The sequence below is a fragment of the Glaciimonas soli genome (assembly GCF_009497155.1).
Taxonomy (GTDB): domain Bacteria; phylum Pseudomonadota; class Gammaproteobacteria; order Burkholderiales; family Burkholderiaceae_D; genus Glaciimonas; species Glaciimonas soli.
The window spans coordinates 142,983-166,888 of record NZ_WINI01000007.1; the positions used below are offsets into that span (position 1 = coordinate 142,983).

Consider the following 23,906-nt stretch of genomic DNA (forward strand, 5'->3'; position numbering starts at 1 on the left):
ATTACGTCGTTTAATCAAGTAACCCATCAAACGACTAATCAAGCGACTTGCCGTTTTTTTCAACAAGAAAAGGCACTGCCGATAAACACAAAACGCAGCAGAATATTAAGTACCATGATGGCGCCAGATTACTGCCCGATAGTTGAATCAATAAGGTTGAAATAAAAGGTGCGAAGCCACCAAATAAAGATACGCCGACACAATAGACAATCGATATGCCGGTTGCACGTATGTGCTTAGGGAACATTTCTGTGATAAAAACCGTCATCAGCACACCGATTAAAGTAGCTAACAAGGCCAACGCTCCAACCACCGTCAAAAATAGTGGTAGTGATGGATGGGAGTTGATAATCATAAATGCCGGACAAGCTACTATCATCTGCACTGTAACTATCATTATCAACATTTTTTTGCGGCCAACACGATCGGCAATCATGCCGCAGATCGGTGCGAAAATACTCGCTGCTCCCGTCGCTACGCACGATGCCAACAATCCTGTCGTCATCGGAAAATGCAAAATTTTGGCGTATGTCGGCATGTAATACATCGAGATGTACACGGCAGACGTGCCTGCAGAGACAATGGCAATGCCCGCCAAAATTACGCGCCATTGTTCCGAAAAAATGGTGCCGATAGCTTGTTTTGTGCTTTTGCTTTTGGCTTCCTCTTGTGCTTCATGATCCAGGGTTTCATGCAGATTACGACGGATAAACACACCAAGCGGCCCCATCAATAAACCTATCGCAAAAGGGAGGCGCCATCCCCAACTTTCCAGAGATTCTGTGCTCAGGAAAGTGGTCAACGTCAATCCCAGCAATGACCCGGCTAACGCACTAGCATTTTGGCTGAGAAGTTGCAGGCCGCCATAAAAACCGCGCGAATTGTTATCCGCGTACTCCATCAGCAAAGATGTGGATGCGCCAATTTCACCGCCCAGCGCAAAACCCTGTATCAGGCGCGCCAGCACAATGAGCACCGGTGCCGCCACGCCTATGTAAGCATACGGTGGAGCCAGTAAGATGATGGCAGAACCAATTGCCATCAGCGACAATGTTAATGTCATCGCGGCTTTACGGCCGGCACGATCGGCATACAAACCCAGGAATAAACCCCCGACAGGACGTGCAATAAAGCCTATCCCAAAGGTTGCCGTGATCATCAATAACTGCGCGATATCACCTTCGGCGGGGAAAAAAAGTTTGCCGATAATAATGGCAAAAAAACTGTAGCTCGTAAATTCGAAAAACTCCAAACCGTTGCCAACAGTAATGGCTACTATGGACTTAACTTTGCTGATTTTTCCTTGTACTTTTGCTGGGCTTTTTTCGGCGATCGTAACGCTTGCCCTACTATCTAGTGTTGCCTCTTCGATCATACTCATATCGTCTTCCTCTTCTGTTTTAATTATTAAAAAATTAATGCCAGAAAAGCATTATAGAGCAATATGAGGTACTGCTATCTTTTTAAGATAGCAGTATTATCAATTTAGTATTTGACACTAATTCACATGGGGGACTAAGGGAAATATTTTTATATTTTCAACAAAATGGGAAATTAATGCCTGCAAATTGCTTATGCATCAAAAATAAATAAAGCAATGCTACACAAGCACCTCCATCAAACACAACACATCCGCTCACTGCCATTTTGCGTAATCTCATCCGTTAAAACGAAAAAAAAACGCCGAATAAAATCCGGCGTTTTTTTGTTTTATTTCTTTATTTTCATTTCAACTTGCAATTCAACATCCAGTAATATTCCAATCGTAATATGCGTAAATCACGCGTATCTGGGGCTAATCTCTTGCGTAAATTGCTATCGGTCGGAAAATTTTTCATAATTTCATAACGATCACCATTCGGTTGTCCCGGCAAACGGCGATGTTGATAGGTGTTACCGTATTCATCAGTGCGCGCAATCACGGTACTGCTGCCATCAACGTAACTGTTATCTATCATCACCAACAAGATATCAGCACCTAGTTTTTCCCGTAAATGCGCCAGCAATTTGCTTTGATCCTGACGGCCGATATGTGACCATAAAAACCCAAGGAAAACCGCAGTAAATGGCTGCGCAGGCTGTGGATCAAACTGCAGATTAAACACGTCTGCAATTGCAAACTGAACTTTATCGGCAGGAAAATTCTTCGCTTGAGCAAGCTTCATCATTTCTGGATTCACATCCGTCGCTAGTACAGAATTTGCAGTTGCGGCAATCTGCTCAGTCCAAAAGCCTGTGCCACAACCAACCTCCAATACATCATGACCTTCTAAAATTTCCTGCACACGCACTTGCAAGGTCAGCAAATCATCCTGGCGTTCGGCCGCACTATAAATATCTTCGTAAACTGCGGCACGTTTGGCGTAATACTCCGCCATATCAATTTTCAACATTTTTCATTTCCTTAATACTTTAATTCTTTAATGGAGCTGGAGTAAGTAATTCCGCATTAGTATTTAGACCAGACACCCAGTCGCAGGCAGTACTTTAGTACGACAAGGCAGGGCAACAACGCATAAATACTTATGGCGATTACTTAACCGGTATAGCTGACGCGGCAGCAAGCCGATAACGCTCAGATAATGCATCGTACAACGGTGGCGCAAAAAAACGTGAGATACGACTAGAGATGAGCGCAGTTGCCATTAGCGAAATCACCAGAGCGTGGCCATTAATCATTTCCATCACAATCACGAATGCCGTAATCGGCGATTGCGTCACAGCAGCCAGATAACCAACCATCGCCAACGCAATCAACATTTGCAACGAAGCGTGCTCAAACAGCAGATGCAGCAGATTGCCAAAACCCGCACCGATCGACAATGACGGGGCAAAAATCCCGCCTGGAATACCCGGCAAGTACGACCCCACCATGGAGGCCATTTTTAGCACTGGATAAAACGCCGAGAGTTGTTCTTTTCCTTCCAACAGATTTTTCGCTTCAGCGTAACCACTACCAAAAGTATGGCCGCTTGCAGCGATGCCGATCATCGCCACCAGCAAACCACAAGCAGCGCCAAACACTACCGGACGTTCGCTACGCAAAGTTTGTACAACCTTAGGCATCCAGCGTTTGGTATTTAATAACAACCAGCAAAAAATACCGCCCGCAATTCCGGTCACCACACCAGTTATCACGACCGCCAACGCAACCATATCGGTCAACGCACTATTGATCTGTATCGTGCCGAAATAGGTGTAATTGCCATTTAATCCTAACGCCACCACCCCGGCAAAAATAATCACCGTAATCACGACACCGCTGGCACGATGCTCGAAACTGCGCGTCAATTCCTCGATCGCAAACACAATCCCCGCTAACGGCGTATTAAATGCGGCGGAAAGCCCCGCTGCAGCACCGGCTAAAATCAAACGTCGCTCCAAGGCGGCATTGGCACGTGGATACAAACGCCGCAAATTGAACATTAATGCGGCGCCAATCTGCACTGTCGGCCCTTCGCGGCCTATCGTCATACCGCCAAGTATTGCCATAAAAGAAATGGCAATTTTCCCCAACGCGACTTTTATCGACAATAAAGACAATCCACGCTCGGTCGTATCCTCTTCCAGCGTTGCAATCACTTGGGGAATACCACTGCCCTCGGCTCCCGGAAAATAACGCCGTGTCAGCCACACGCATAAAGCGCTCACCGCGGGAGTAATAATGATGGGCAACCAGAAATGTGCTTGTTGTACAGAGCGAAAAGCGGCAAATCCAAGATCTATCAGCCATGCATACAACACCGCGACGAGACCAACCAGCACAGCTCCCAACCATAAAATGCCGTATTTGCGCCATGCGCGGCGAATACGTCGCCAAGTCTGATCTGGAATAGTAGAGAGAAAATGGATCATGAAGTGTGCTCTTAGCAGCTCAAGTACGGACACCAAATACGGACATCAAGCGCGATGCAAAGGCAGCATTATAATTTATTTACGTTGTATTCATAACTGTACAGCAAGAAGAGGCAAAGTCACCATGTTTGGTTATGCATTAATCGGTATGCCTAAGCGGACTCAAGCGAACGAGCGTATGATGACGTTTTTGCCAATCAATCTGAATTGATCGCTGTAGACATAATTCACAGTTAGTCAATCGCTCCAAAACCAATAACATGGCTCTCCATTCCGCCGCTGCACACTCCAGCGATCAAGTCCTCCCTTTCCGTGAATCTTTACTTGCCATGATAGGCATCGCTTTTGTGGTGATGCTGGTTGGTCTCGACTCAACCGTAGTAGGTACTGCTTTACCAACCATTGTGGCTGAGCTGAAAGGCTTCGATCTATATGCTTGGGTCGCCACTTCTTACTTGCTCACTTCAGTCATCACCGTCCCGATTTTCGGTCGTCTCGGTGATTATTACGGTCGCAAGACGTTTGTGATTGTCTCGATTATTCTATTTACGGGCTCTTCAGTGTTGTGCGGCATGTCCGATAGCATGTTGTGGCTCGTCATTGCACGTGGCATTCAAGGCATAGGCGGCGGCATGCTGGTCGGCACTGCGTTCGCCTGCATCCCTGATTTATTTCCCGGCGCGCATGTACGCTTGCGGTGGCAGGTGCTTATGAGCACCGCGTACGGTATTTCTACCGCCGTTGGCCCTTCGTTGGGTGGATTTTTGACGCAATATTGGGGCTGGCGCTGGGTGTTTTATATCAATATTCCGGTCGGTGTTTTATCGCTGATTTTCGTCTGGAAATTCCTGCCGCATTTACGACATCGCGATCCTGATAGCAAGATGCGCCTTGATTGGCCAGGCGCTGTGTTAATTGCTACCTCGCTAGGCGGCTTGCAATTGTTCGTCGAAATGTTCCCTAAGCATGGTCTATCGCTGGTGATGCTGGGCTTGCTGGCCGCTAGTATTGCGTCTTTTTATGCACTATGGAAATGGGAGCGCTATACGTCCCATCCGATATTGCCATTTAATTTACTGTTTGCCCCAAAATTATCGGCCTTGTTTTTGCTATCGGTACTTAGCGGCTTTACCATGTTTGCGCTAATGTTTTATTCGCCACTGCTGTATCAGGGCGGTTTTGGCTTGTCACCGCAAGAAGCCGGTTTGCTTATCACGCCGCTGGTAGCGTGTATCACCATTAGCAGTATCGCCAATGGCCGAATAATCATGCACCTTAAAAATCCGATTACGATGCTGTATGTCGGCTTCGCCCTCTTGGCATTATCCTGCATGGGTGTGGTGATATCCCACCGCTGGACATCGCATAGCGTGATCGTTGCTTTCATGGCGTTAGGTGGACTCGGATTAGGGCTAATCTTGCCGAATCTGACGATCTTTATTCAGCAAGAAGCTGGTCGTGAAAATCTTGGTATAGCCACAGCGTTAATGCAATCATTGCGTATGATCGGCAGCATGTTGGGCACCGCCATCACTGGCACGCTGATTAATCATATGTATGCCAATGGCGTTCAACAGGCTTTGGATAGCGACAAGGCTGGTCAGTGGTTTTCCAGCTTTGCAGACCCGCAAATTCTGATCAGCCACGAAACCCAAGCCAGCGTCTTAAAACAATTAGCCGATGCCGGGCATAACGGCCAATTGTTATTAGAAGCAGCGCGACAATCTCTGGTCGGCTCTATTCATACCGGTGTAAGTTTGGCGGTGGCGGTTGCCGTCATCTCATTATTTCTGGTGCGTCGCGTACCGCAAATTAAGCTGCAGGGGAAAATTGAACATGTCGCGGCTGGTGAATAAGCTTTGCGTTGTAAATTGGCTTTGCTTATCGCGCTCTATTAAAGTGTGATTTAACATGCGCTTACAACTAACACCAAACGGTATCACCTAGCCAGCAACAACACGGGCATCCTCACTCCATCATCAATTGACGTGGAGGAGCGCATATGAAAAAGCTCATTAAACTAGTAGTCCTTGGCACAATATTAAGCTCTATGCTTGCCGGTTGCATCGTTGTCCCACGCGGCGGTCCTTATTACGGTGGCGGTGGTTACTATCGTGGGTATGATCGTTAATTGGCATCAACGCTGCAGCATGAACAAAAAACGCACCCTCCCGGGTGCGTTTTTTTTATGCATTGAGATGCGTCGCAATTACAGTTCGTACATATCTTTTTCTCCGGCCATCAACTGCTCTATTAACTTGCGGTTCATGGTGGGAGCCAATAACTCAATGAATGTGTACACATAGCCACGCAAATATGCGCCTTGCTTGACCGCGACGCGCGAGACATTGGTACCAAACAAATGCGCTACTTTAATCGCTCGTAAATTCGGATCACGTTCTGGATCAAATGCCATACCAGCGATAATTCCTACCCCCATGCCAAGTTCAACATAGGTTTTGATCACATCGGCATCAATTGCCTCTAACACCACATCAGGTTTGAGATTACGTAAAGAAAAGGCATGATCGATCTTGCTGCGTCCCGCAAAAGCATGGTCATACGTCACCAACGGAAACGTTGCGATCTCTTCTAAGGTAAGTGACTTCGACTGCAATAACGGATGATCTGGCGGGACCACCACCACATGCTCCCATTGATAACACGGCAAAGTAATCAAGCCTTCCGCATTAGCAATGGTCTCCGTCGCTAATGCCAAATCAGCCTGATCATTACGCACCATGTCCGCCACTTGCTTAGGATTTCCTTGCAATAAAGACAATCGTACCTTAGGGTATTTTTGCGTAAAAGCCTGTACCACCTTAGGCAATGAATAACGCGCTTGAGTATGTGTAGTCGCGATCGTGAAACTTCCGCTGTCATGAGCAGCGTACTCTTTGCCGATTCGTTTCAGACCTTCAATCTCTTGCATGATCATTTCAACCGACTTCAGCACTTCACGGCCGGGTTCGGTCAAACCTCGGATGCGCTTTCCGTGACGTGTAAAAATATCAACACCCAACTCTTCTTCCAATTCAATAATCGCTTTCGAGACCCCGGGTTGCGATGTATACAACGCTTTGGCGGCCTCAGTCAGATTGAAGTTTTGCCGCACTGCTTCGCGCACAAAACGGAACTGATGGAGATTCATGACATATCTTTCATTGTATTTCTTTCATTTTTTGTTTGCAGGATACGATATGTCGCTCCTGCAGCATCGCAATTTGTTCTCATCTGACAGCAATATCGGCCATCGCCATATCGCACGACGACTGCCGCCTTCCTTAAAGGGAGCGGCGAAACCACTACCCACGCGTGCAACAAGCCGCATAAAGCCCTACTGCTTCCGACTTGGCAGGCGGAAAAGCCCATCAATTTACTTTCTATTAACTCAACTGCAGCAATTGCTGATCATTCGTATTCTCATCCCGAATTTTCATATACCAAATATGCATATAAGCAAATAAATACTCTGTAGTTGGTATCAAGTGTGAAGTTTATTACGATTCACCCTATTCTGTACGAGGCTTTATGACTCTTTCTTATGTAGTGAGCGGTTTTGCCGTGGGATTATTGGTAGGGTTGACGGGAGTTGGCGGTGGATCGCTGATGACGCCATTGTTGACGCTGCTGTTCGGCATACACCCCAGCGTTGCAGTCGGCACCGATTTGGCGTTTGCTTCGGCAACCAAGGTCGCGGGAACGGTTGCGCATCGCGTTAGTGGAACCGTACGTTGGAACATCGTCAGACTGCTCTGTATCGGCGCTCTGCCGGCAGCGATCATTACCGCATTAGGCCTGAAACATTTTGGTGCTGTCGATGCTGGCGTAGGTCAATTTATTCGCTATTCGATTGCCACCTCGGTATTTCTGACTGTTATCGCTTTGCTGTTCAAAGGCAAGTTACTGCGCTGGCTAAATGCACATCCGGAAAAACAACTAAGCGGCGCCAAGTTAACTGCCGCAACGATATTGTCTGGCGTCGTACTCGGCGCACTGGTGACGATTTCATCGATCGGTGCGGGTGCTGTCGGCGCCACTTTGCTAGTCATGCTCTACCCCCGTCTGACACCTGCAGAAGTTGCGGGAACTGATATCGCCTACGCCGTGCCGTTAACCGCGATTGCCGCCTTAGGCCATTGGTGGCTGGGCTCTATCGACTGGAATCTGCTAGCAGCCCTACTGCTTGGCTCTGTCCCCGGCATCACTTTAGGTTCGCTCGCTGCACGTGCCGTGCCTGAAAAGTTTTTACGTGGCTTATTAGCCATCACGTTGTCCACAGTTGCTGTGAAATTAATTTATTAAAATTTATTTTAAATACTGAGTTAGGAACACAAGATGTACCGCTACGATCAATACGACCATCAACTTGTTAAAGAACGGATCGCACAATTTCGAGATCAGGTACGCCGTCGCCTGTCCGGTGAATTGACCGAAGCAGAATTCCTGCCACTGCGCCTTCAAAACGGTTTGTACATGCAGCGCCATGCCTACATGCTGCGCATCGCAGTCCCTTATGGCTTGCTGTCGTCAGCACAAGTGCGCATGTTTGCGCATATTGCCCGTAAATACGACCGTGGCTATGGGCATATGACAACCCGTCAAAACATTCAATTCAATTGGATAAAACTGGAAGATGTCCCAGAGATTTTGCAGGAATTGGCTACTGTCGAAATGCATGCTAACCAGACTTCCGGCAATTGCATCCGCAATATCACTTCCGACGAGTTCGCGGGTGTCGCTGCGGATGAAGTGATAGATCCACGCCCCTATGCAGAGATGTTGCGTCAATGGAGTACCTTCCATCCAGAATTCGCCTTCTTGCCGCGCAAATTTAAATTCGCCATCAATGGCGCTGAAGAAGATCGCGCCGCTACGGCAGTGCACGATATCGGTTTGACCATGGTCAGAAATGCCGCTGGTGAAGTCGGCTTCAAAGTCATGGTCGGTGGCGGCATGGGTCGTACGCCTATCATCGGTAGCGTAATCCGGGAATATCTGCCCTGGCAACATGCATTGACCTACATGGAAGCAATTTTGCGCGTCTATAACCAATATGGTCGGCGCGATAATAAATACAAAGCACGTATCAAAATTTTGGTAAAAGCATTGGGCCCAGAGGAATTTGGTCGTCAAGTCGAAGCGGAATGGGCTGAAATCAAAGATGGTCCAGGCACATTGACTGTCGAAGAATTGCAACGCGTTGCTCAGTACTTCAACGATCCTGCATACGAAGCCTTACCTGCTGTTGACGCACAATTTGAACAATTGAAAACCACTGATAAAGCTTTTTCAAACTGGTTAAAACGCAACGTCAAAACGCATAAACGCAGTGGTTATGCCGCCGTCGTTCTATCTTTGAAAAAAACCGGCGTACCACCGGGTGACATCACCGCAGAACAACTCGATTTCGTTGCCGACTTAACCGACAAATACAGTTTCGGTGAAATCCGCGTCACGCACGAGCAAAATCTGGTGCTGGCTGATGTCAAGCAAACTGACTTGTTCACGCTCTGGCAAGCGGTTAAAGCACAAGGTCTGGCAACGCCGAATATCGGTTTGCTGACCGATATGATTTGCTGCCCTGGCGGAGATTTCTGCTCATTGGCAAATGCCAAATCGATCCCGATTGCAGAAGCAATTGCAGAGAAATTCGACAACATCGATTTCCAGCATGACATCGGCGATATCGAGTTGAACATCTCAGGTTGCATCAACGCCTGCGGTCATCATCACGTCGGCAATATCGGCATTCTCGGTGTCGATAAAGATGGTTCGGAGTGGTATCAAGTGTCTATCGGCGGCGCGCAAGGCAACAGCACTAGCATAGGCAAAATCATCGGCCCATCATTCGCAGCTGATCAAATGCCAACCGTGATCGAGCGCTTGCTGAATGTCTATGTGCAACAGCGTACCGATGAAGAATTATTCATCGACACCGTGCAACGGATAGGCGTCGCACCGTTCAAAGAATATGTTTACGCAACACCGATAGCAACCGCACTAAATGAAGTGAAAAGTGAAGAGGCAGCTTGTGTCTAATCAAATCATAAAAAATCAACAAATCGTCGCCGATGACTGGACCGTACTGCGTTTAGCTGAAGGTGAAACTGCTGAAAGCGTAGCTATACCTGCCGGCAAAGTGATCGTTCCTTTCGCCGTCTGGCAAGCACAACGCGCGCCGTTGGAGGGTCGCACTGGTTTAGGTGTATGGCTCAATGGTGATACGGGCGCTGAAGTTATCAAAAACGACCTCAGCTATTTTGACGTGATCGCGGTTGACTTCCCTGCTTTCACCGATGGCCGTGGTTACTCTATCGCTTTTCATCTGCGTACACGCTTTGGCTTTACCGGTGAATTACGCGCGATTGGAGATGTCTTACGCGATCAACTGTTTTATATGTCACGCGTCGGCTTTGATGCTTTTGCAGTGCGTGCAGATAAAGACATTCACGATGCGTTAAAAGGGTTGACCGATTTTTCGGAAAAATATCAAACATCGTGGGATGAAAAAACGCCGCTATTCCGCCGTGTAAATCGCCAGTCGGTTAGCGAAAGTGCATGATGGAGACTACTTTTTCATTGCCAGAATTAATTGCCTCCACAACGGCGACTTTAGAGAATATCGCCAGTGAATTCACGCCAGCGGTATTTGCCTCCAGCCTGGCAGCTGAAGATATGGTGCTAACTGATTTGATCTTGCGCAACAAACTTTCTATCGGCATCTTCACTTTGGAAACTGGTCGTTTGCATGCTGAAACACTAGGTATGCTGGACACGATTAAAACGACGTATGGTTATGACGTTACGCCTTACCGCCCACAACCTGAGGCAATCGCACAGTACGTTGCGCAAAACGGTTTGAACGCGTTTTACGACAGCGTGGAAATGCGCAAAGAATGCTGTCGCATACGCAAGATGGAACCATTGAATCGTGCGTTAGCTGGCAACAAGGCATGGGTTACCGGCCAACGCTGCGCACAATCTGTCACACGTGCAGAACTGCATGTGCAAGAGCAGGACGAAGCGCATGGCATGGTGAAATTTAATCCACTAGCCGATTGGTCTGAAGCAGATGTGTGGGAATACATCCGCAGCAACAATGTGCCGTATAACCCGCTGCACGATAAAGGCTATCCATCGATAGGTTGCGAACCGTGCACCCGTGCCATTCAACCCGGTGAAGATGTACGCGCCGGACGCTGGTGGTGGGAAACCCCAGAGTCGAAGGAATGTGGTTTGCATGTAGTGGATGGGAAGTTGGTGCGGATTAAACCGGTTGCACAGCAAAACGCTTAATTAGCATTTGTTGAAATTTTTAAAAAAGAAAATCGATATGAACACTGCCGTAGACAAAATTTTCCTGGATAACACCAGCGACCGTCATCTGGATTGGTTGGAGTCCGAAGCCATTCACATCATGCGTGAAGTTGCTGCCGAATGCAGTAATCCGGCGCTGCTATTTTCCGGTGGTAAAGACTCGGTGGTGATGTTGCGCCTGGCTGAAAAAGCTTTTCGCCCCGGCAAATTCCCCTTCCCTTTAGTCCATATCGATACTGGTCATAACTTTGAAGAAGTCATTGCCTTCCGCGATAAACGTGCTGCCGAGTTAGGTGAACGCCTGATCGTCGGTTCTGTTGAAGATTCAATCAAACGCGGTACGGTACGCCTGCGCAATCCGCAAACCGATTCTCGTAACGCAGCGCAAGCAGTAACTTTGCTGGAAACCATCGCCGAATACAAATTTGACGCCTGCATAGGCGGTGCTCGTCGCGATGAAGAAAAAGCCCGTGCCAAAGAGCGGATTTTTTCTTTCCGTGATGAATTCGGTCAGTGGAATCCAAAAGCACAGCGCCCGGAATTGTGGGACTTGTATAACACGCGCGTCCATCCGGGCGAAAACATGCGCGTATTTCCGATTTCCAATTGGACAGAACTCGATGTCTGGCAATACATCGCACGTGAAAAACTGGAATTGCCAAACATTTATTTCGCACACCAGCGCCAGGTTATTCCACGCAACGGTTTGTTAGTGCCGTTAACGCCGTTGACGCCAGCCAAAGAAGGTGAAGTAGTTGAAACCCGCGAAGTGCGCTTCCGCACCGTCGGCGATATCTCCTGCACCTGCCCTGTTGCTTCCGATGCCACGACTGTCGAAGCCATCATCGCCGAAACTGCGATCACGCAAATTACAGAACGTGGCGCTACCCGGATGGATGATCAGACTTCTGAAGCCTCCATGGAAAAACGTAAAAAAGAAGGATATTTCTGATGAATGCCGCCGTTTCTGAAAAACTGTTGAAAACCTCCGCTCAAGAACGCGGCTTGCTACGCTTTATTACAGCTGGTTCTGTTGATGATGGAAAAAGCACTCTGATAGGTCGCTTGCTGTTCGATAGCAAGGGTATTTTTGCCGATCAACTTGATGCCATGTCGCGCGCTAAACATAAGCGCACAGTCGGCGACACGATAGATCTGTCGCTGTTGACCGATGGCCTGGAAGCAGAACGCGAACAAGGCATCACGATTGATGTCGCTTACCGTTATTTTGCAACGCCAAAGCGTAAATTCATCATCGCCGATACCCCAGGGCACGAGCAATACACACGCAACATGGTGACCGGTGCCTCGACTGCCGATGCGGTCATTATTCTGGTCGATGTCTCTAAAGTTAAATTCGGTGACGACGGCAGCGTTGAATTATTAACGCAAACTAAACGCCACTCCACCATCGCGCATTTGCTACAAATCGAACACGTGATTGTGGCCGTCAATAAGATGGATTTGGTGAATTATGATCAAACCGTCTATGACCGCATCGTCGCTGCTTATCAAGCGTTCGCACAGCAGCTCGGTTTGCGTGATGTGACGGCAATTCCTTTGTCGGCACTGGCTGGCGATAATGTCGTCGATGCTGGCGACAACATGCCGTGGTATCAAGGGCCAACCCTGATTCAGTTGCTGGAATCATTGAGCGTCTACGATGAAGCACATGATGAGCCATTCCGTTTCCCCGTGCAATTAGTGGCACGCCACAACGGCCACGAAGCCAACGATTTTCGCGGTTACATGGGTCGCATCGAAGCAGGCAAAGTCAGCAAAGGCGACAAGCTGACGGTACAGCCGAGTGGCCAGAGTGCGACGGTGAAAGATATTTTGGTACTGGAAGGTTCGCTGGAATCGGCCGTAGTCGGACAATCGGTGACCTTATTGCTGGAAGAGCATCTGGATATTTCGCGCGGTGACATGCTGGCATCCAGTGACCGTGCGCCAACCCTGCTGAAAACAGTCAGCGCCGATTTATGCTGGCTGTCGGAAGATGCGCTGGATCTGCGTCGCAAGTATTGGATCAAACATACCAGCAAACAATGTGCCGCCCGCGTGACTAATGTCGATACACTGCTCGACATTAATACGCAAGAACGACGTCCGGCAACATCATTGCAACTGAACGACATCGCGCGCGTATCATTGAACGTGCAACAAGCGATTGCTGTCGATGCTTATGATGCAATTCGTGCAACCGGCGCGTTCATTTTGATTGATGAAGTGACGCATCAGACTGTGGCAGCTGGGATGATTCGGTTAGATTAAATCGTAGTTACTGCAATTAAAGCAATTAGCAAAGTGATTTAGCATTATGCAAAACAACCACACATCCCATTATGGCAAAGTCTATCTAATCGGCGCTGGCCCCGGCGCTGCCGATCTGATCACGGTGCGTGGCGCACGTTTTCTGGCGCTGGCAGATGTGGTTTTGCATGATGCTTTGGTCACTGAAGACATGCTCGCACTCTGTCCGCAAGCGAAAAAAATCGCCGTCGGGAAACGCTGCGGGAAACTCTCCACCGCACAGCAATTTATCAACAAACAGTTGATCGACAATGCAAAAAAATATGCGGTCGTCGTTCGCTTGAAAGGCGGCGATCCGATGTTGTTTGGTCGGGCAGATGAAGAATTACGTGCGTTGGAAAGTCATGGCATCACAGTAGAGGTTGTACCCGGCATCAGCGCCGCTTTGGCCGCCGCTGCCGCGTCACAACAGCCACTGACCAAGCGCGGAATCGCCCGTAGCGTGGCTTTCTTCACATCCAGCACTGCTCCAGATGAATCAGATCAAGTCAACATTCCAAATTGCGACACACTGGTGCAGTACATGGGTGGCCGGGAAGCCAGCACTACAGCGCAACGCTTGCTAGCACAAGGCCGTGCTGCAACAACTCCGGTAGTCGTAGTGGAAAATTGCAGCCGTGACAATCAACGTATCTTGCGCTTGCGACTGGATCAGTTAGAAGAAGGTTTGGCGCAATGTGATGGGCCGGTGTTGGTGATGATAGGTGAGGCCTTGCAAAGTCGGATCGCTCAACAAGTAACAATCACAGAAACAATTAGCCAAAACGCTGCATGACACAGAATGGGTAGAACATAGCGATACCCATCCTAAGAAATCTACAAACTCTTCACACAATACTGCGCAATCGCCTGCAGCACTTCTACCTGCTCTCCAACCGCCTCTACGACTTTAATCTGCATAGACGGATATTGCTGCTGCGCTTGCGCAATCAGTACCGGTAAGTCACGTTTTACATGCCCACCCTGCCCTAAAAATACTGGAACTACGCTGACTTCTTGAATCGACATTGCCGCTAAATCAGCCAACAATGGCGGCAACCTGGGCTCCATCAACTCCAGAAATGCCAACTTGACGTGCACATCCGGCAGCTGCGTCTGCGTGATCTTTTGCAGGCGCTCGAACGGCGCTAACCATCCGGCATCGCGTGAGCCATGGGCGAATAAAATCAGCGCTTGTTGTGTTTTTACAGACATATCAATGTCGCTCAACCCGCCATAAAGCGCCCATCGCTGCCAGCAGGAATATCAGGCTTGGCAATGCGGCCGTAATCAATGGCGGCCATGTGTTCAACAAACCGACATGCGAGAACAAACTATTGACCAACTGAAAACTGACACCAATCATGATGCCGGTAAAAATTTTCAGACTGACGCCGCCGGCACGGAAATGTAAGTAAGCAAATGGCAATGCCAAAGCCATCATGACTAAGACCGAGAATGGATAAATCAGCTTCTTCCAGAAGGCGATTTCATAGCGCTCAGTATGCTGGTTATTTTCTTTCAAATGATTGATATAACTATGCAAGTTATACAAAGACATACGATCCGGATCGGCGAACAATACCGCAAGAATTTCTGGCGTCACCTCAGACACCATATCCACCTGCGGCGTTTTTATGGTGGCGAGCGCGGTACTGATATTTTCTGTGGTAGCCCCCGTACCAGCGACGAAATCGGTTTTCACGACATCGCTCAAGCGCCATACATGAGAACCCTGATAGTCGGCATGATTGGCCAATATCATCGCCGTCATATGAAATTCACTATCGAATTCGTACATTTTGACGCCCTCTAATTGGCCATCAGGACGAATTTCACGAATGTTGATAAAGCGCGAACCAATAATGTCGCCCTCCATACCATTCTGACGGATCACATCTTTGCTCCACAATCCGGAGCGGAATTCTTGCGAGATGGATGAACCTTGTGCCTGCAGTTTTACTTTCTCGGCAAACTCTGTGCTCTTGGGCGCAACCAATTCGCCAATCAAGACGGTGGCAATCACAAATATGAGTCCTATCTTGATCAACATCCATGCGGCCATTTTGGTCGACATGGAGGATGCGCGCATGATGGTGAATTCCGACCGCGCAGCAAATTGCGACAAGGTATAAATGGTACCAATCAATGCCGCAATCGGCATCAATTCATAGGCATAGTTTGGTAAGCCCAGCATGACAAAACCAAATGCATGCTGCAATTTATAGCCACCGCGCCCTACGGATTTGAGCTCGCCAAGCAAGTCGAAAAAAGTGAATAAAGCCAAAAATGCAATCAGAGTGAAAATGACCGAGCGCACAATCTCAGCGGTGAAATAACGTTGTAATACCTTCATGGCGCCACCGATTTTTTATTTTTATTGCTGTCACGCGTTTTATCAATTAAACGTGCATGTTTTATAGCCGACCACATCACCAATGGGTGATAAGGGCTATTGACGTTCAAACGCCACAAGAACAGCAAGGCCACAATACACAAGAGCACCAAATGTGCCGGCCACCATGCGACGCCGAACGACCATTTGTTTTGTTGCACCGCTGATTGAAAAATATTGATCACGTTCAGATAAGTGACACACAGTAAAAGCGCAATCACCAGGCTGGCAGAGCGCCCTACACGCGGATTCACGAAACTGAGCGGCACTGCCAACAACATCAGACATAAGGCCATCAACGGCAGCGATAAACGCCACAACAATTCGCCGCGATTAAAATTGGTCGGCTGTGCCAGTAAAGCGGCAGTCGAAAGAGCTTGTGCCGATTTATCACCGGTAACGGCGGCCGACTGATTGGCCACTAGCACACCATAGCGATCAAATTCCATAATCTTAAAATCGGCCTGGCCGGGTATTCCGCTGCTGTCGTAACGACGACCCTTTGACAAAATCAGGAATTTTTCACCATTAGGCTTCACTTCAACCATGCCCTCTTTGGCTACCACAATGCTGTTTTTGCCATCTTTTTGCGTGTTGATAAAAACATTTTTGACATTGCCGCTATTACCGGACATGCCTTCAACGAAAAAAACGCGATTGGCGGCAGCCGATTCCTGAAACTTACCGGGCGAAACACGCGACAGATCTTCGCGCTGTTCAAAGCGCTCCCGATACTCCGCACTTTTCTGATTGGCCCAAGGGGTAGCTACAAAACTCAAAATGGCAGTCAAAATAATGATGGGCAGCCCAAAAGTGAGCACTGGTGCAATCCATCGTGTCAGGCTCTGGCCGGAAGCGAACCAAACCACCATTTCAGAATCCTGATAGCTGCGCGTGACCACCATCAAGACCGAAATGTATCCAGTCAAAATCAGAATGGTTGGCAAATAATTCAAGGCTTGAAAGCTGATAAGGGCGAGCACATCCCCCGAGGCAATCTGGCCACCGGCGGCCTGTCCTAATATCTTAATTAACATCACAGTGATGGTAATTGTGAAGAGCGTCGTGAAAACTGCACCAGCGGTGCTAATTAATTCGCGTCGAAGTGCGCGCTGAAAGATCATGGGAGGATATAATTAAAGACCAACATGGAGGAACTGATGGACTTTAGCATAAAAACCCACGAGGCAAAAACATCAATCGCTACAATCAAAACCGGCTGTATCACAGTCGGCGTCTTTGAAGGAAAAAAACTCTCACCACAAGCACAAGCGCTGGACAAAAGCGGCGAGATCACTGCTGCCCTGAAATCGGGCGACATTTCAGGCAAACCCGGCTCAACTTTGCTTTTGCGTAAAGTCACTGGCGTCACAGCTGAACGCGTATTACTGATCGGTCTTGGACAGGAAGCGGAAATCACGGGCAAAGTAATTTCCGTCGCCGCGTTGTGCATTGCCAAAGTTAGTGCTGCGCTCGGTAGCAACGACATTGTCATTGCCCTGCCTTTCAGCCACATCAAAGAACACGGTCAGCATAGTAACGAATGGGCAATTCGCACAACGATTCAGGCCATACGTGAAAACAGCTATGTTTTTGACACACTGAAAAGCAAAAAAGAAGCGGCTTATAACGGCGTCAACAAGTTTATATTTTTGGCAACGCCAGCCCAGACTGCTGCAGCAAAAGAAGCCGTCGTGCATGCTGTTGCTCTTGCAAACGGCATGGATCTGACTAAGGATCTGGGTAACTTGCCTGGCAACGTCTGCACCCCGACCTATCTGGCCAATACAGCCAAAAAATTAGCTAAAGAATTCAAACTGGGCGTTGAGATTCTCGATCGCAAACAACTTGAAGCGTTGAAGATGGGCAGTTTCCTGTCTGTCGCAAACGGCGGTGTTAATGGCGGTGAGCCACCAAAATTCATCATCATGAAGCACATGGGCGGCAAAGCGAAAGACGCGCCAGTGGTGCTGGTTGGCAAAGGCATCACTTTTGATTCCGGCGGCATTTCGCTTAAAGGCGGTGCTGGCATGGATGAGATGAAGTACGACATGGGCGGCGCAGCGTCGGTATTTGGTACTTTCCGTACGATTGCTGAGTTAAAGCTCAAGTTGAATGTGATTGGCGTGGTTCCTGCGACAGAAAATATGCCTTCTGGCACAGCAACCAAACCTGGCGACATCATCACATCAATGTCAGGCCTAACCATTGAAGTACTCAATACCGATGCTGAAGGTCGCTTGGTTTTATGCGATGCTTTGACATATGTTGAACGCTTCAAACCGGCTGCTGTAGTGGACATTGCGACATTGACTGGTGCTTGCGTTACGTCTCTCGGCCATCACAATTCGGGCTTGTTCACACGTCATGACAGTGCGCATGATCATTTGGCGAACGAGTTGCTCAGTGCTGGTAAAGCATCTGGTGATACTGCCTGGCGCATGCCAATTGAGGATAGCTATCAAGAGCAGCTGAAGTCGAATTTTGCCGACATGGCAAACATCGGCGGCCCTGCTGGCGGCAGCATTACTGCAGCTTGCTTCCTGGAGCGCTACACCAAGAAATACACTTGGGCGCATCTGGATATTGCTGGTACAGCCTGGAAAAGTGGCGCTGCCAAAGGCGCTACCGGACGTCCTGTACCACTGCTGACAAACTTCTTGATTCAACGGGCGAATGCAAAATAAGGTAGTCATTGTTGAATGAAGATACAAAAATGACGATGTAGTCATGCAAAACAAAAACGGGAGCCTATGGCTCCTGTTTTTATTTGTGCTGGAATTTACGTTTTAAAAGTGTAGGGTTTCAGACGAAAAATCAATGAGATTGCAATAAAGGCAATTAGCTTTCTTGCCAAGAGATTATTAACACAAGGAAATAATCTGAGCGTATAGTAAGCGCATCCTGATTAGTCGATGTCTTTTTGTCTATCGTCTGAAAACGGATACTGTCATCACTCAACTAACTGACACTACGAAAAGGGAATCTGCTATGGACTTAACCACACTGATTATCCAATTAGTCACTGGCGCTATAGGCGGTAATGTTGCAGGTGGGCTTTTGAAGAATTTTAATCTCGGTACTTTAGGCAATTCCATCGCTGGTATCGTTGGCGGCGGTCTGGGTGGTCAAATTATTGCGGCTCTGACTGGTAGTGCCGCGGCTGGCGCAGGTGCAGCAGCTGGCGGGCTCGATCTAACCTCCATCATTGGCAGCATCGGTAGCGGCGGGATTGGCGGTGCAGTCTTGATGATAATCGTTGGCTTGATCAAATCAAAAATGGGTGGCGGCAAAACTTCGTAAGTAGCCAGTCCATTTCACTGAAAAATTTCCTATTTTTAATGGTCACAGTAAAAACTGTGGCCATTTTCTTTTATCAGGCTATAGGAAAATTACTCAGAACTTGCGTCGTATGCCGACTCGCAACACGTTTTGACTGCTGTCATCTGCCGGTGCATTAGAGTAAGCGGCGTTAATCACACCGGGATTCTTAATGTCATTCGCGCGCTGATTGCTGTAGAGAGCATATATATCGGTACGCTTTGACATATAGTAGTCAGCGCCAAAATTGAGCTGAGTAGTATTTACGCTCGTCGGGCCAACCGTTTTTCGGCTGATGTTGGCACGATCATAAATCACACTTCCCAGTAAATGCAGATTTCCTGAAAGTGCGTAATCGACACCCACATCAAAGATATTCGCTTTGGTTGCAGTCGTAATGTTGACCAGGCCAATCGATGCTACAGCCACTGCCAACGGTTGCTTTACTTGCGACCAAGCGCCGTAGATCTTTGCAGAGCCGAGCTGATAGCTGCTGCCGAGAGTGAAGGTTTTCAAACTGGTGTCGCCTGCTTCTGCAGTCAACGTATTCGCAGCCAGTTTAGTTTGGAAATAGGCGGCACCAATTCCAAATGGGCCATTCGCGTAGTTACCACCGATACCGAACGATTGGCCAGCAGTAGCTTGTCCTGCAACCCCGCCGAAACCGTAGAACAAACTACCAGTAAATCCGCTGAAATTACTGCTGTCATAGCGAATCGAACTATTGGTGCGCGCGCCGCCTGCAACACGATCAAGATTATTAAAGTGAGCGCCTTTGATACCGTTGCCGCCAAATGTTTGCGTTGATGTATATTTGCTACCCAGATCATCCAAGAAGTCGGTTTGACGACCGATAGTAACAATCCCGAAATCGCCCGACAAACCAACCACCGATTTACGGTCAAACAATGTATTAGCTGTAGCCAGTGAGCCGTCATTGGTATTAAAGCCGTTCTCTAACTGGAAAAGCGCCTTTAATCCGCCGCCAAGATCTTCCACTCCTTTAAAACCTATGCGGGAAGTTGTCAGATCACCTGAATCGAGACTGACACGGCTATTGTTTTGAGGACCGACTTTGCTAGTGTAGGTGATGCTGGCGTCGAGTATCCCGTAAATGGTGACGCTGCTTTGCGCTTGCGCGCTGACACTGATGACACCAAGAGCGGCTAATGCGAATACTGTTTTTTTCATTTCTTTCCTTTGTTGATATAAAAATATTTTTATATTGGCGCCCGCCTTGATGAGCAATGACTTATCAGGTGATAGCTCTATCCATTAGCAACAAAATGACGCTTAACGTTACTTAATGTTACAAACTGGACGAAATGAATAATACCTATTCGCAATCAAAAAACATGTTTTTCAATACTTTTTCTTGATGAATTTTGATAAATTCATGAAGTTTAATTATTTGTGCTGTTTTTTAGCAATTGCTTATAATATTTGCAAATATGTTTATTACTTTTTTGATCGGAAACTGCTTGTTTTAAGCGAACCTCGACAAAATTTGACTCCCGCAATAAGCCTATGCATCAGAATAAACCCACCATTTTTGATAAAAAAAGGCCGCTCTCAAACAGAGAACGGCCTTTTCAATTTCTACAAATATATGTGCAGCGAATGCCGACAACTTAAAGCATTTTTTAATCCAGAGTTGCGATCACCGGGGCGTGATCAGAGGGTTGCTCCCATTTGCGTGGCACTTTGTCGATCACGCAAGCAGTGCATTTTGCCGCCAATGGCGGTGAAAGCAAAATATGATCAATCCGCATTCCCCGATTCAAGCGGAATCCCATGCGACGGTAATCCCACCAGCTAAATAACTTTTCTTCCTGCTCAAACATCCGAAAAGCGTCGGTCAATCCCAATTCCAGAAATCCGGCAAAAGCGGCACGTTCCGAGGGCGATACTAAATTTTCACCTACCCATGCAGCCGGGTCGTGCACATCTCTATCTTCTGGCGCAATGTTGTAATCACCTAGTAATACCAAATTCTCGTGCTGCTCGTATTCACTCGCTATCCAGTCATACAAAGCAGCCAACCACTTTAGTTTGTACTGATATTTATCAGACTCCAGCGACTGTCCGTTAGGGATATAAGCGCAGACTATCCGTATTCCGGCAATCGTCGCTGTCAGCAAACGCTGTTGTTCATCTTCAAATAACGGGTTGTTCTTGATCACGTCCGTGATGGGATGGCGCGACAAAATAGCGACGCCGTTATATGTTTTCTGACCACTAAAAACGACGTTATAACCCGCTGCTTCGATTTCTGCCTGTGGAAACTTATCATCTGTCAGTTTGGTTTCTTGCAAAGCCAAGATATCCACTGGATTCTCCGTCAGCCATTGCAATACTTGCGGCAAACGTACTTTGAGCGAGTTAACGTTCCAGGTCGCTATTTTTAACATTACTTAACATCCTTATTTTATGCGGGTTACCAAGAATATAAGGCTAATTTTCTAGCGCTAGCTACCCACTTGGCTACCCTTTTGATACCAGATATGCAGCTACCCGGCTTGGCTGGTAGCGATGTTACCGCACTCTCACTATGGCGGGTATAGCGATTTCCTTACGCACAACTTTAATCATTTGATAATTTATGTTATATTTTTTGCAACCAACCAAAGGCAAACGGGATTAAATATATGCATAAAATCAAAGTATTAATCGTCGATGATCATCCTGTCATTTTGCATGCTTTACGCATCATGCTAGAGAAAGAAAATTACGAAATCGTTGGTGAAACGGAAAACGGTATCGACGCTTTGCGTTTAGCTGCAGAATTAAAGCCTGATCTGGTGATACTTGATATCGGCATTCCGAGAATAAATGGTCTTGACGTCATTAAACGTCTCAGCCTCAACATGCCACGGATCAAGGTATTAGTGTTAAGCACACAAAATCCCAGGCACTTTGCTGCACGCTGCCTGCAAGCCGGCGCATCAGGTTACGTCTGCAAAGAAAATAACATTGCAGACGTCATCGGCGCTGCAAAAGCCTTGATGGATGGCTACGTGCACTTCCCACAAATTACGCTAAGCAGACTTACCAGTATTGCAGGATCGTTTGAAGAAGCAGATTTGATACCGCGACTGAAAGTACGTGAGCTCGTGATATTGCAACATCTCACCGCAGGTAAATCCAACAAGGAAATCGGTGAGCTGCTTTCCATTAGCAATAAAACGGTAAGTACTTATAAAGTAAGTCTGATGCAAAAACTTAATTTACAAACGTTAGCTGACTTAATTGATTTTGCCCGGCGCAATAGCCTGGCTTAGAAAATACGCTTCTTGAAAATTGAGAACCAGCACAAAATTGTTCATACAGGACGATATTGCGTAAGTTCTTATCATCATTACTTCACCCAACCTCTGCGAATAAGCGGTGCAAATAACCAACGATAGATCGTTGAAATCAAGCCGTACAAAAATTCAACAACCGTTTTTTTCAGCATCAAACCCAGGACTGCACTGGCAATCGCAACTGCTAAGGCACCGGCCATGTCAATCGGTGAATGCACACCCAAATAAATGCGTGCCCAGGCAACCGGCAAACCGAGCAAGGCCAGGACGCAACCCACCGTGCGGGTGCGCTGATTAAATAACAAACTAAATGCCACCGACCACATCAAGGTCATATGATCACTAGGGAAAGAAGCATCGGCTGCATGATAGATCAAGGTGTGACCCAGCCCAATCATAAATGGCCGAGGATGCTCCCAGAGCGAGCCAATCAAGGCGCTAATCAACAAAGCGACAACGCTGACCAATGCAGCTTCCAATAATAATTTCTTGATACTTTCAGGCTGACACAACCATCCAACTACTAAAAGTGCCGGCACGATCCAAATCAGATATTCGGCAAAAAAAACACCTGTCAGTAACATGAAATTGCTGGGATGCGCAGGCGCATTCAGCATTAAAAACAGGTTTTGATTCCATGCTTCCATACAAACTCCGTAAACGGCACATCGCACCAAACGGTGCGATGTAATTGATACCACTAAGTAAGGACGTAGATTACATGCGCAAACTTAGGAGAATCTTAAGCCATCATTCTTTAATGAAATGCTCGCGATAATATTTCAGCTCTTCGATCGATTCCAAAATGTCGGCTAATGCGGTATGTTTTTGATGCTTCTTGAAACCGCTGGCCAATTCCGGCTTCCAACGACGGCAAAGTTCTTTAAGCGTGGAAACATCCAGATTGCGATAATGAAAAAATGCTTCTAGTTTCGGCATACCGCGCGCCATAAATCGTCGATCCTGGCATATGGTATTGCCGCACATTGGCGACTTCCCTTTCGGTACATACTTGCGCAGAAACGCGATCAACTCTTCTTCTGCCTGAGCTTCGGTAACGGTGGAGGTTTTCACGCGCTCAATCAAACCTGACCGGCCATGTGTTCCTTTATTCCATGCATCCATGCCGTCTAATAATTCATCTGACTGATGAATCGCAAACACCGGGCCTTCTGCCAGGATATTCAATTGCGGATCCGTTACGACGACTGCAACCTCAATGATGCGCTCCGCATCAGGATCTAAACCCGTCATTTCCATATCGACCCAGATCAAATTGAATTCGTTCGGGCGTACAGTTTCTGCAGGAACGACAGCGGATGTCGTGTCATTTGCAGTGGATGTATCTATGGCTTGTGACATAATTGTTCTCTTTACTATTTAAATTTGGGGAATACGCATAAATTTTATATATGCGT

23 protein-coding genes are annotated in these 23,906 nt (G+C 47.5%); 12 read left to right on the forward strand and 11 right to left on the reverse strand.

What is annotated here, in order from left to right; translation table 11 throughout:
• Nucleotides 1-34: 34 nt before the first annotated feature.
• The 3 genes from GEV47_RS12900 to GEV47_RS12910 all read right to left on the reverse strand — a co-directional run bounded on the left by GEV47_RS12900 (nucleotide 35) and on the right by GEV47_RS12910 (nucleotide 3,855).
• Nucleotides 35-1,381 carry an MFS transporter gene (locus GEV47_RS12900; protein WP_228124701.1) on the reverse strand — a complete coding sequence of 449 codons (1,347 nt, stop codon included), beginning with the start codon at nucleotides 1,379-1,381 and terminating at the stop codon, nucleotides 35-37.
• Nucleotides 1,382-1,724: 343 nt separating this feature from the next.
• A complete protein-coding gene (locus tag GEV47_RS12905; RefSeq protein ID WP_153235174.1) occupies nucleotides 1,725-2,393 on the reverse strand; it encodes a class I SAM-dependent methyltransferase in 669 nt (222 codons plus the stop codon).
• A 139-nt stretch (nucleotides 2,394-2,532) separates the two neighbouring features.
• A complete protein-coding gene (locus GEV47_RS12910) occupies nucleotides 2,533-3,855 on the reverse strand; it encodes a chloride channel protein (protein ID WP_153235175.1) in 1,323 nt (440 codons plus the stop codon).
• Between the two features lie 260 nt (nucleotides 3,856-4,115).
• Between GEV47_RS12910 and GEV47_RS12915 the strand changes: the two genes are divergently transcribed.
• Nucleotides 4,116-5,711: an MFS transporter gene (locus GEV47_RS12915; protein WP_153235176.1), complete on the forward strand. Its 1,596-nt coding sequence runs from the start codon at nucleotides 4,116-4,118 to the stop codon at nucleotides 5,709-5,711.
• A 146-nt stretch (nucleotides 5,712-5,857) separates the two neighbouring features.
• Complete coding sequence (locus GEV47_RS19720) at nucleotides 5,858-5,986, forward strand: hypothetical protein (protein WP_265588508.1); 129 nt, start codon at nucleotides 5,858-5,860, stop codon at nucleotides 5,984-5,986.
• Nucleotides 5,987-6,064: 78 nt separating this feature from the next.
• On the opposite strand, the gene GEV47_RS12920 is transcribed toward GEV47_RS19720, so the two are convergent.
• Entirely contained in the window at nucleotides 6,065-7,006 is a 942-nt protein-coding gene (locus GEV47_RS12920; protein ID WP_153235177.1) for a CysB family HTH-type transcriptional regulator, read from the reverse strand.
• A gap of 380 nt (nucleotides 7,007-7,386) precedes the next feature.
• Here GEV47_RS12920 and GEV47_RS12925 point away from each other — a divergent pair, with 380 nt between their 5' ends.
• The 7 genes from GEV47_RS12925 to cobA are packed head-to-tail and all read left to right on the forward strand — an operon-like array spanning nucleotide 7,387 to nucleotide 14,263.
• Complete coding sequence (locus tag GEV47_RS12925) at nucleotides 7,387-8,160, forward strand: sulfite exporter TauE/SafE family protein (protein ID WP_153235178.1); 774 nt, start codon at nucleotides 7,387-7,389, stop codon at nucleotides 8,158-8,160.
• 33 nt (nucleotides 8,161-8,193) lie between these two features.
• The gene (locus GEV47_RS12930) at nucleotides 8,194-9,897 is read left to right on the forward strand and encodes a nitrite/sulfite reductase (protein ID WP_153235179.1); all 1,704 of its coding nucleotides are present in this window, start codon (nucleotides 8,194-8,196) and stop codon (nucleotides 9,895-9,897) included.
• Nucleotides 9,890-10,420: a DUF934 domain-containing protein gene (locus GEV47_RS12935; protein ID WP_322741642.1), complete on the forward strand. Its 531-nt coding sequence runs from the start codon at nucleotides 9,890-9,892 to the stop codon at nucleotides 10,418-10,420. The genes GEV47_RS12930 and GEV47_RS12935 overlap by 8 nt, the downstream gene beginning before the upstream one ends.
• Nucleotides 10,417-11,154: a phosphoadenylyl-sulfate reductase gene (locus GEV47_RS12940; RefSeq protein WP_153235180.1), complete on the forward strand. Its 738-nt coding sequence runs from the start codon at nucleotides 10,417-10,419 to the stop codon at nucleotides 11,152-11,154. Before GEV47_RS12935 ends, GEV47_RS12940 begins: the two co-directional genes overlap by 4 nt.
• 37 nt (nucleotides 11,155-11,191) lie before the next feature.
• A complete protein-coding gene (cysD, locus tag GEV47_RS12945) occupies nucleotides 11,192-12,127 on the forward strand; it encodes a sulfate adenylyltransferase subunit CysD (protein ID WP_153235181.1) in 936 nt (311 codons plus the stop codon).
• Nucleotides 12,127-13,449, forward strand: coding sequence for a sulfate adenylyltransferase subunit 1 (locus GEV47_RS12950; protein WP_153235182.1), 1,323 nt, complete (start codon nucleotides 12,127-12,129; stop codon nucleotides 13,447-13,449). Before cysD ends, GEV47_RS12950 begins: the two co-directional genes overlap by 1 nt.
• Nucleotides 13,450-13,495: 46 nt before the next feature.
• Nucleotides 13,496-14,263 (forward strand): uroporphyrinogen-III C-methyltransferase, encoded by a 768-nt coding sequence (gene cobA / locus GEV47_RS12955; protein WP_153235183.1) that lies wholly within the window; start codon nucleotides 13,496-13,498, stop codon nucleotides 14,261-14,263.
• A 41-nt stretch (nucleotides 14,264-14,304) separates the two neighbouring features.
• Here the strand turns inward: cobA and GEV47_RS12960 are convergent, their stop codons facing one another.
• From GEV47_RS12960 to lptF, 3 genes are read right to left on the reverse strand one after another with little or no spacing between them, the layout of a single operon-like run.
• Entirely contained in the window at nucleotides 14,305-14,682 is a 378-nt protein-coding gene (locus GEV47_RS12960) for a sirohydrochlorin chelatase (RefSeq protein ID WP_153235184.1), read from the reverse strand.
• A 1-nt stretch (nucleotide 14,683) separates the two neighbouring features.
• Nucleotides 14,684-15,823 (reverse strand): LPS export ABC transporter permease LptG, encoded by a 1,140-nt coding sequence (gene lptG / locus GEV47_RS12965; RefSeq protein ID WP_153235185.1) that lies wholly within the window; start codon nucleotides 15,821-15,823, stop codon nucleotides 14,684-14,686.
• Nucleotides 15,820-16,986 (reverse strand): LPS export ABC transporter permease LptF, encoded by a 1,167-nt coding sequence (gene lptF / locus GEV47_RS12970; protein ID WP_153235186.1) that lies wholly within the window; start codon nucleotides 16,984-16,986, stop codon nucleotides 15,820-15,822. Before lptF ends, lptG begins: the two co-directional genes overlap by 4 nt.
• 36 nt (nucleotides 16,987-17,022) lie before the next feature.
• Here lptF and GEV47_RS12975 point away from each other — a divergent pair, with 36 nt between their 5' ends.
• Nucleotides 17,023-18,549, forward strand: coding sequence for a leucyl aminopeptidase (locus tag GEV47_RS12975; RefSeq protein ID WP_153235187.1), 1,527 nt, complete (start codon nucleotides 17,023-17,025; stop codon nucleotides 18,547-18,549).
• 304 nt (nucleotides 18,550-18,853) lie between these two features.
• Nucleotides 18,854-19,165: a hypothetical protein gene (locus GEV47_RS12980; protein ID WP_153235188.1), complete on the forward strand. Its 312-nt coding sequence runs from the start codon at nucleotides 18,854-18,856 to the stop codon at nucleotides 19,163-19,165.
• Nucleotides 19,166-19,258: 93 nt separating this feature from the next.
• Here GEV47_RS12980 and GEV47_RS12985 read toward each other — a convergent pair whose 3' ends face one another.
• Nucleotides 19,259-20,374 (reverse strand): porin, encoded by a 1,116-nt coding sequence (locus GEV47_RS12985; protein ID WP_153235189.1) that lies wholly within the window; start codon nucleotides 20,372-20,374, stop codon nucleotides 19,259-19,261.
• Nucleotides 20,375-20,826: 452 nt separating this feature from the next.
• Nucleotides 20,827-21,594 carry an exodeoxyribonuclease III gene (xth, locus tag GEV47_RS12990; RefSeq protein WP_153235190.1) on the reverse strand — a complete coding sequence of 256 codons (768 nt, stop codon included), beginning with the start codon at nucleotides 21,592-21,594 and terminating at the stop codon, nucleotides 20,827-20,829.
• Nucleotides 21,595-21,831: 237 nt separating this feature from the next.
• Between xth and GEV47_RS12995 the strand changes: the two genes are divergently transcribed.
• Nucleotides 21,832-22,464, forward strand: coding sequence for a response regulator transcription factor (locus tag GEV47_RS12995; protein ID WP_153235191.1), 633 nt, complete (start codon nucleotides 21,832-21,834; stop codon nucleotides 22,462-22,464).
• Between the two features lie 77 nt (nucleotides 22,465-22,541).
• On the opposite strand, the gene GEV47_RS13000 is transcribed toward GEV47_RS12995, so the two are convergent.
• Together GEV47_RS13000 and orn are read right to left on the reverse strand one after the other, a co-directional pair.
• On the reverse strand, nucleotides 22,542-23,135 hold the full coding sequence (locus GEV47_RS13000) for a phosphatase PAP2 family protein (protein ID WP_153235192.1): 594 nt from the start codon (nucleotides 23,133-23,135) through the stop codon (nucleotides 22,542-22,544).
• 103 nt (nucleotides 23,136-23,238) lie between these two features.
• Nucleotides 23,239-23,850: an oligoribonuclease gene (orn, locus tag GEV47_RS13005; protein WP_153235193.1), complete on the reverse strand. Its 612-nt coding sequence runs from the start codon at nucleotides 23,848-23,850 to the stop codon at nucleotides 23,239-23,241.
• Between the last annotated feature and the right edge of the window lie 56 nt (nucleotides 23,851-23,906).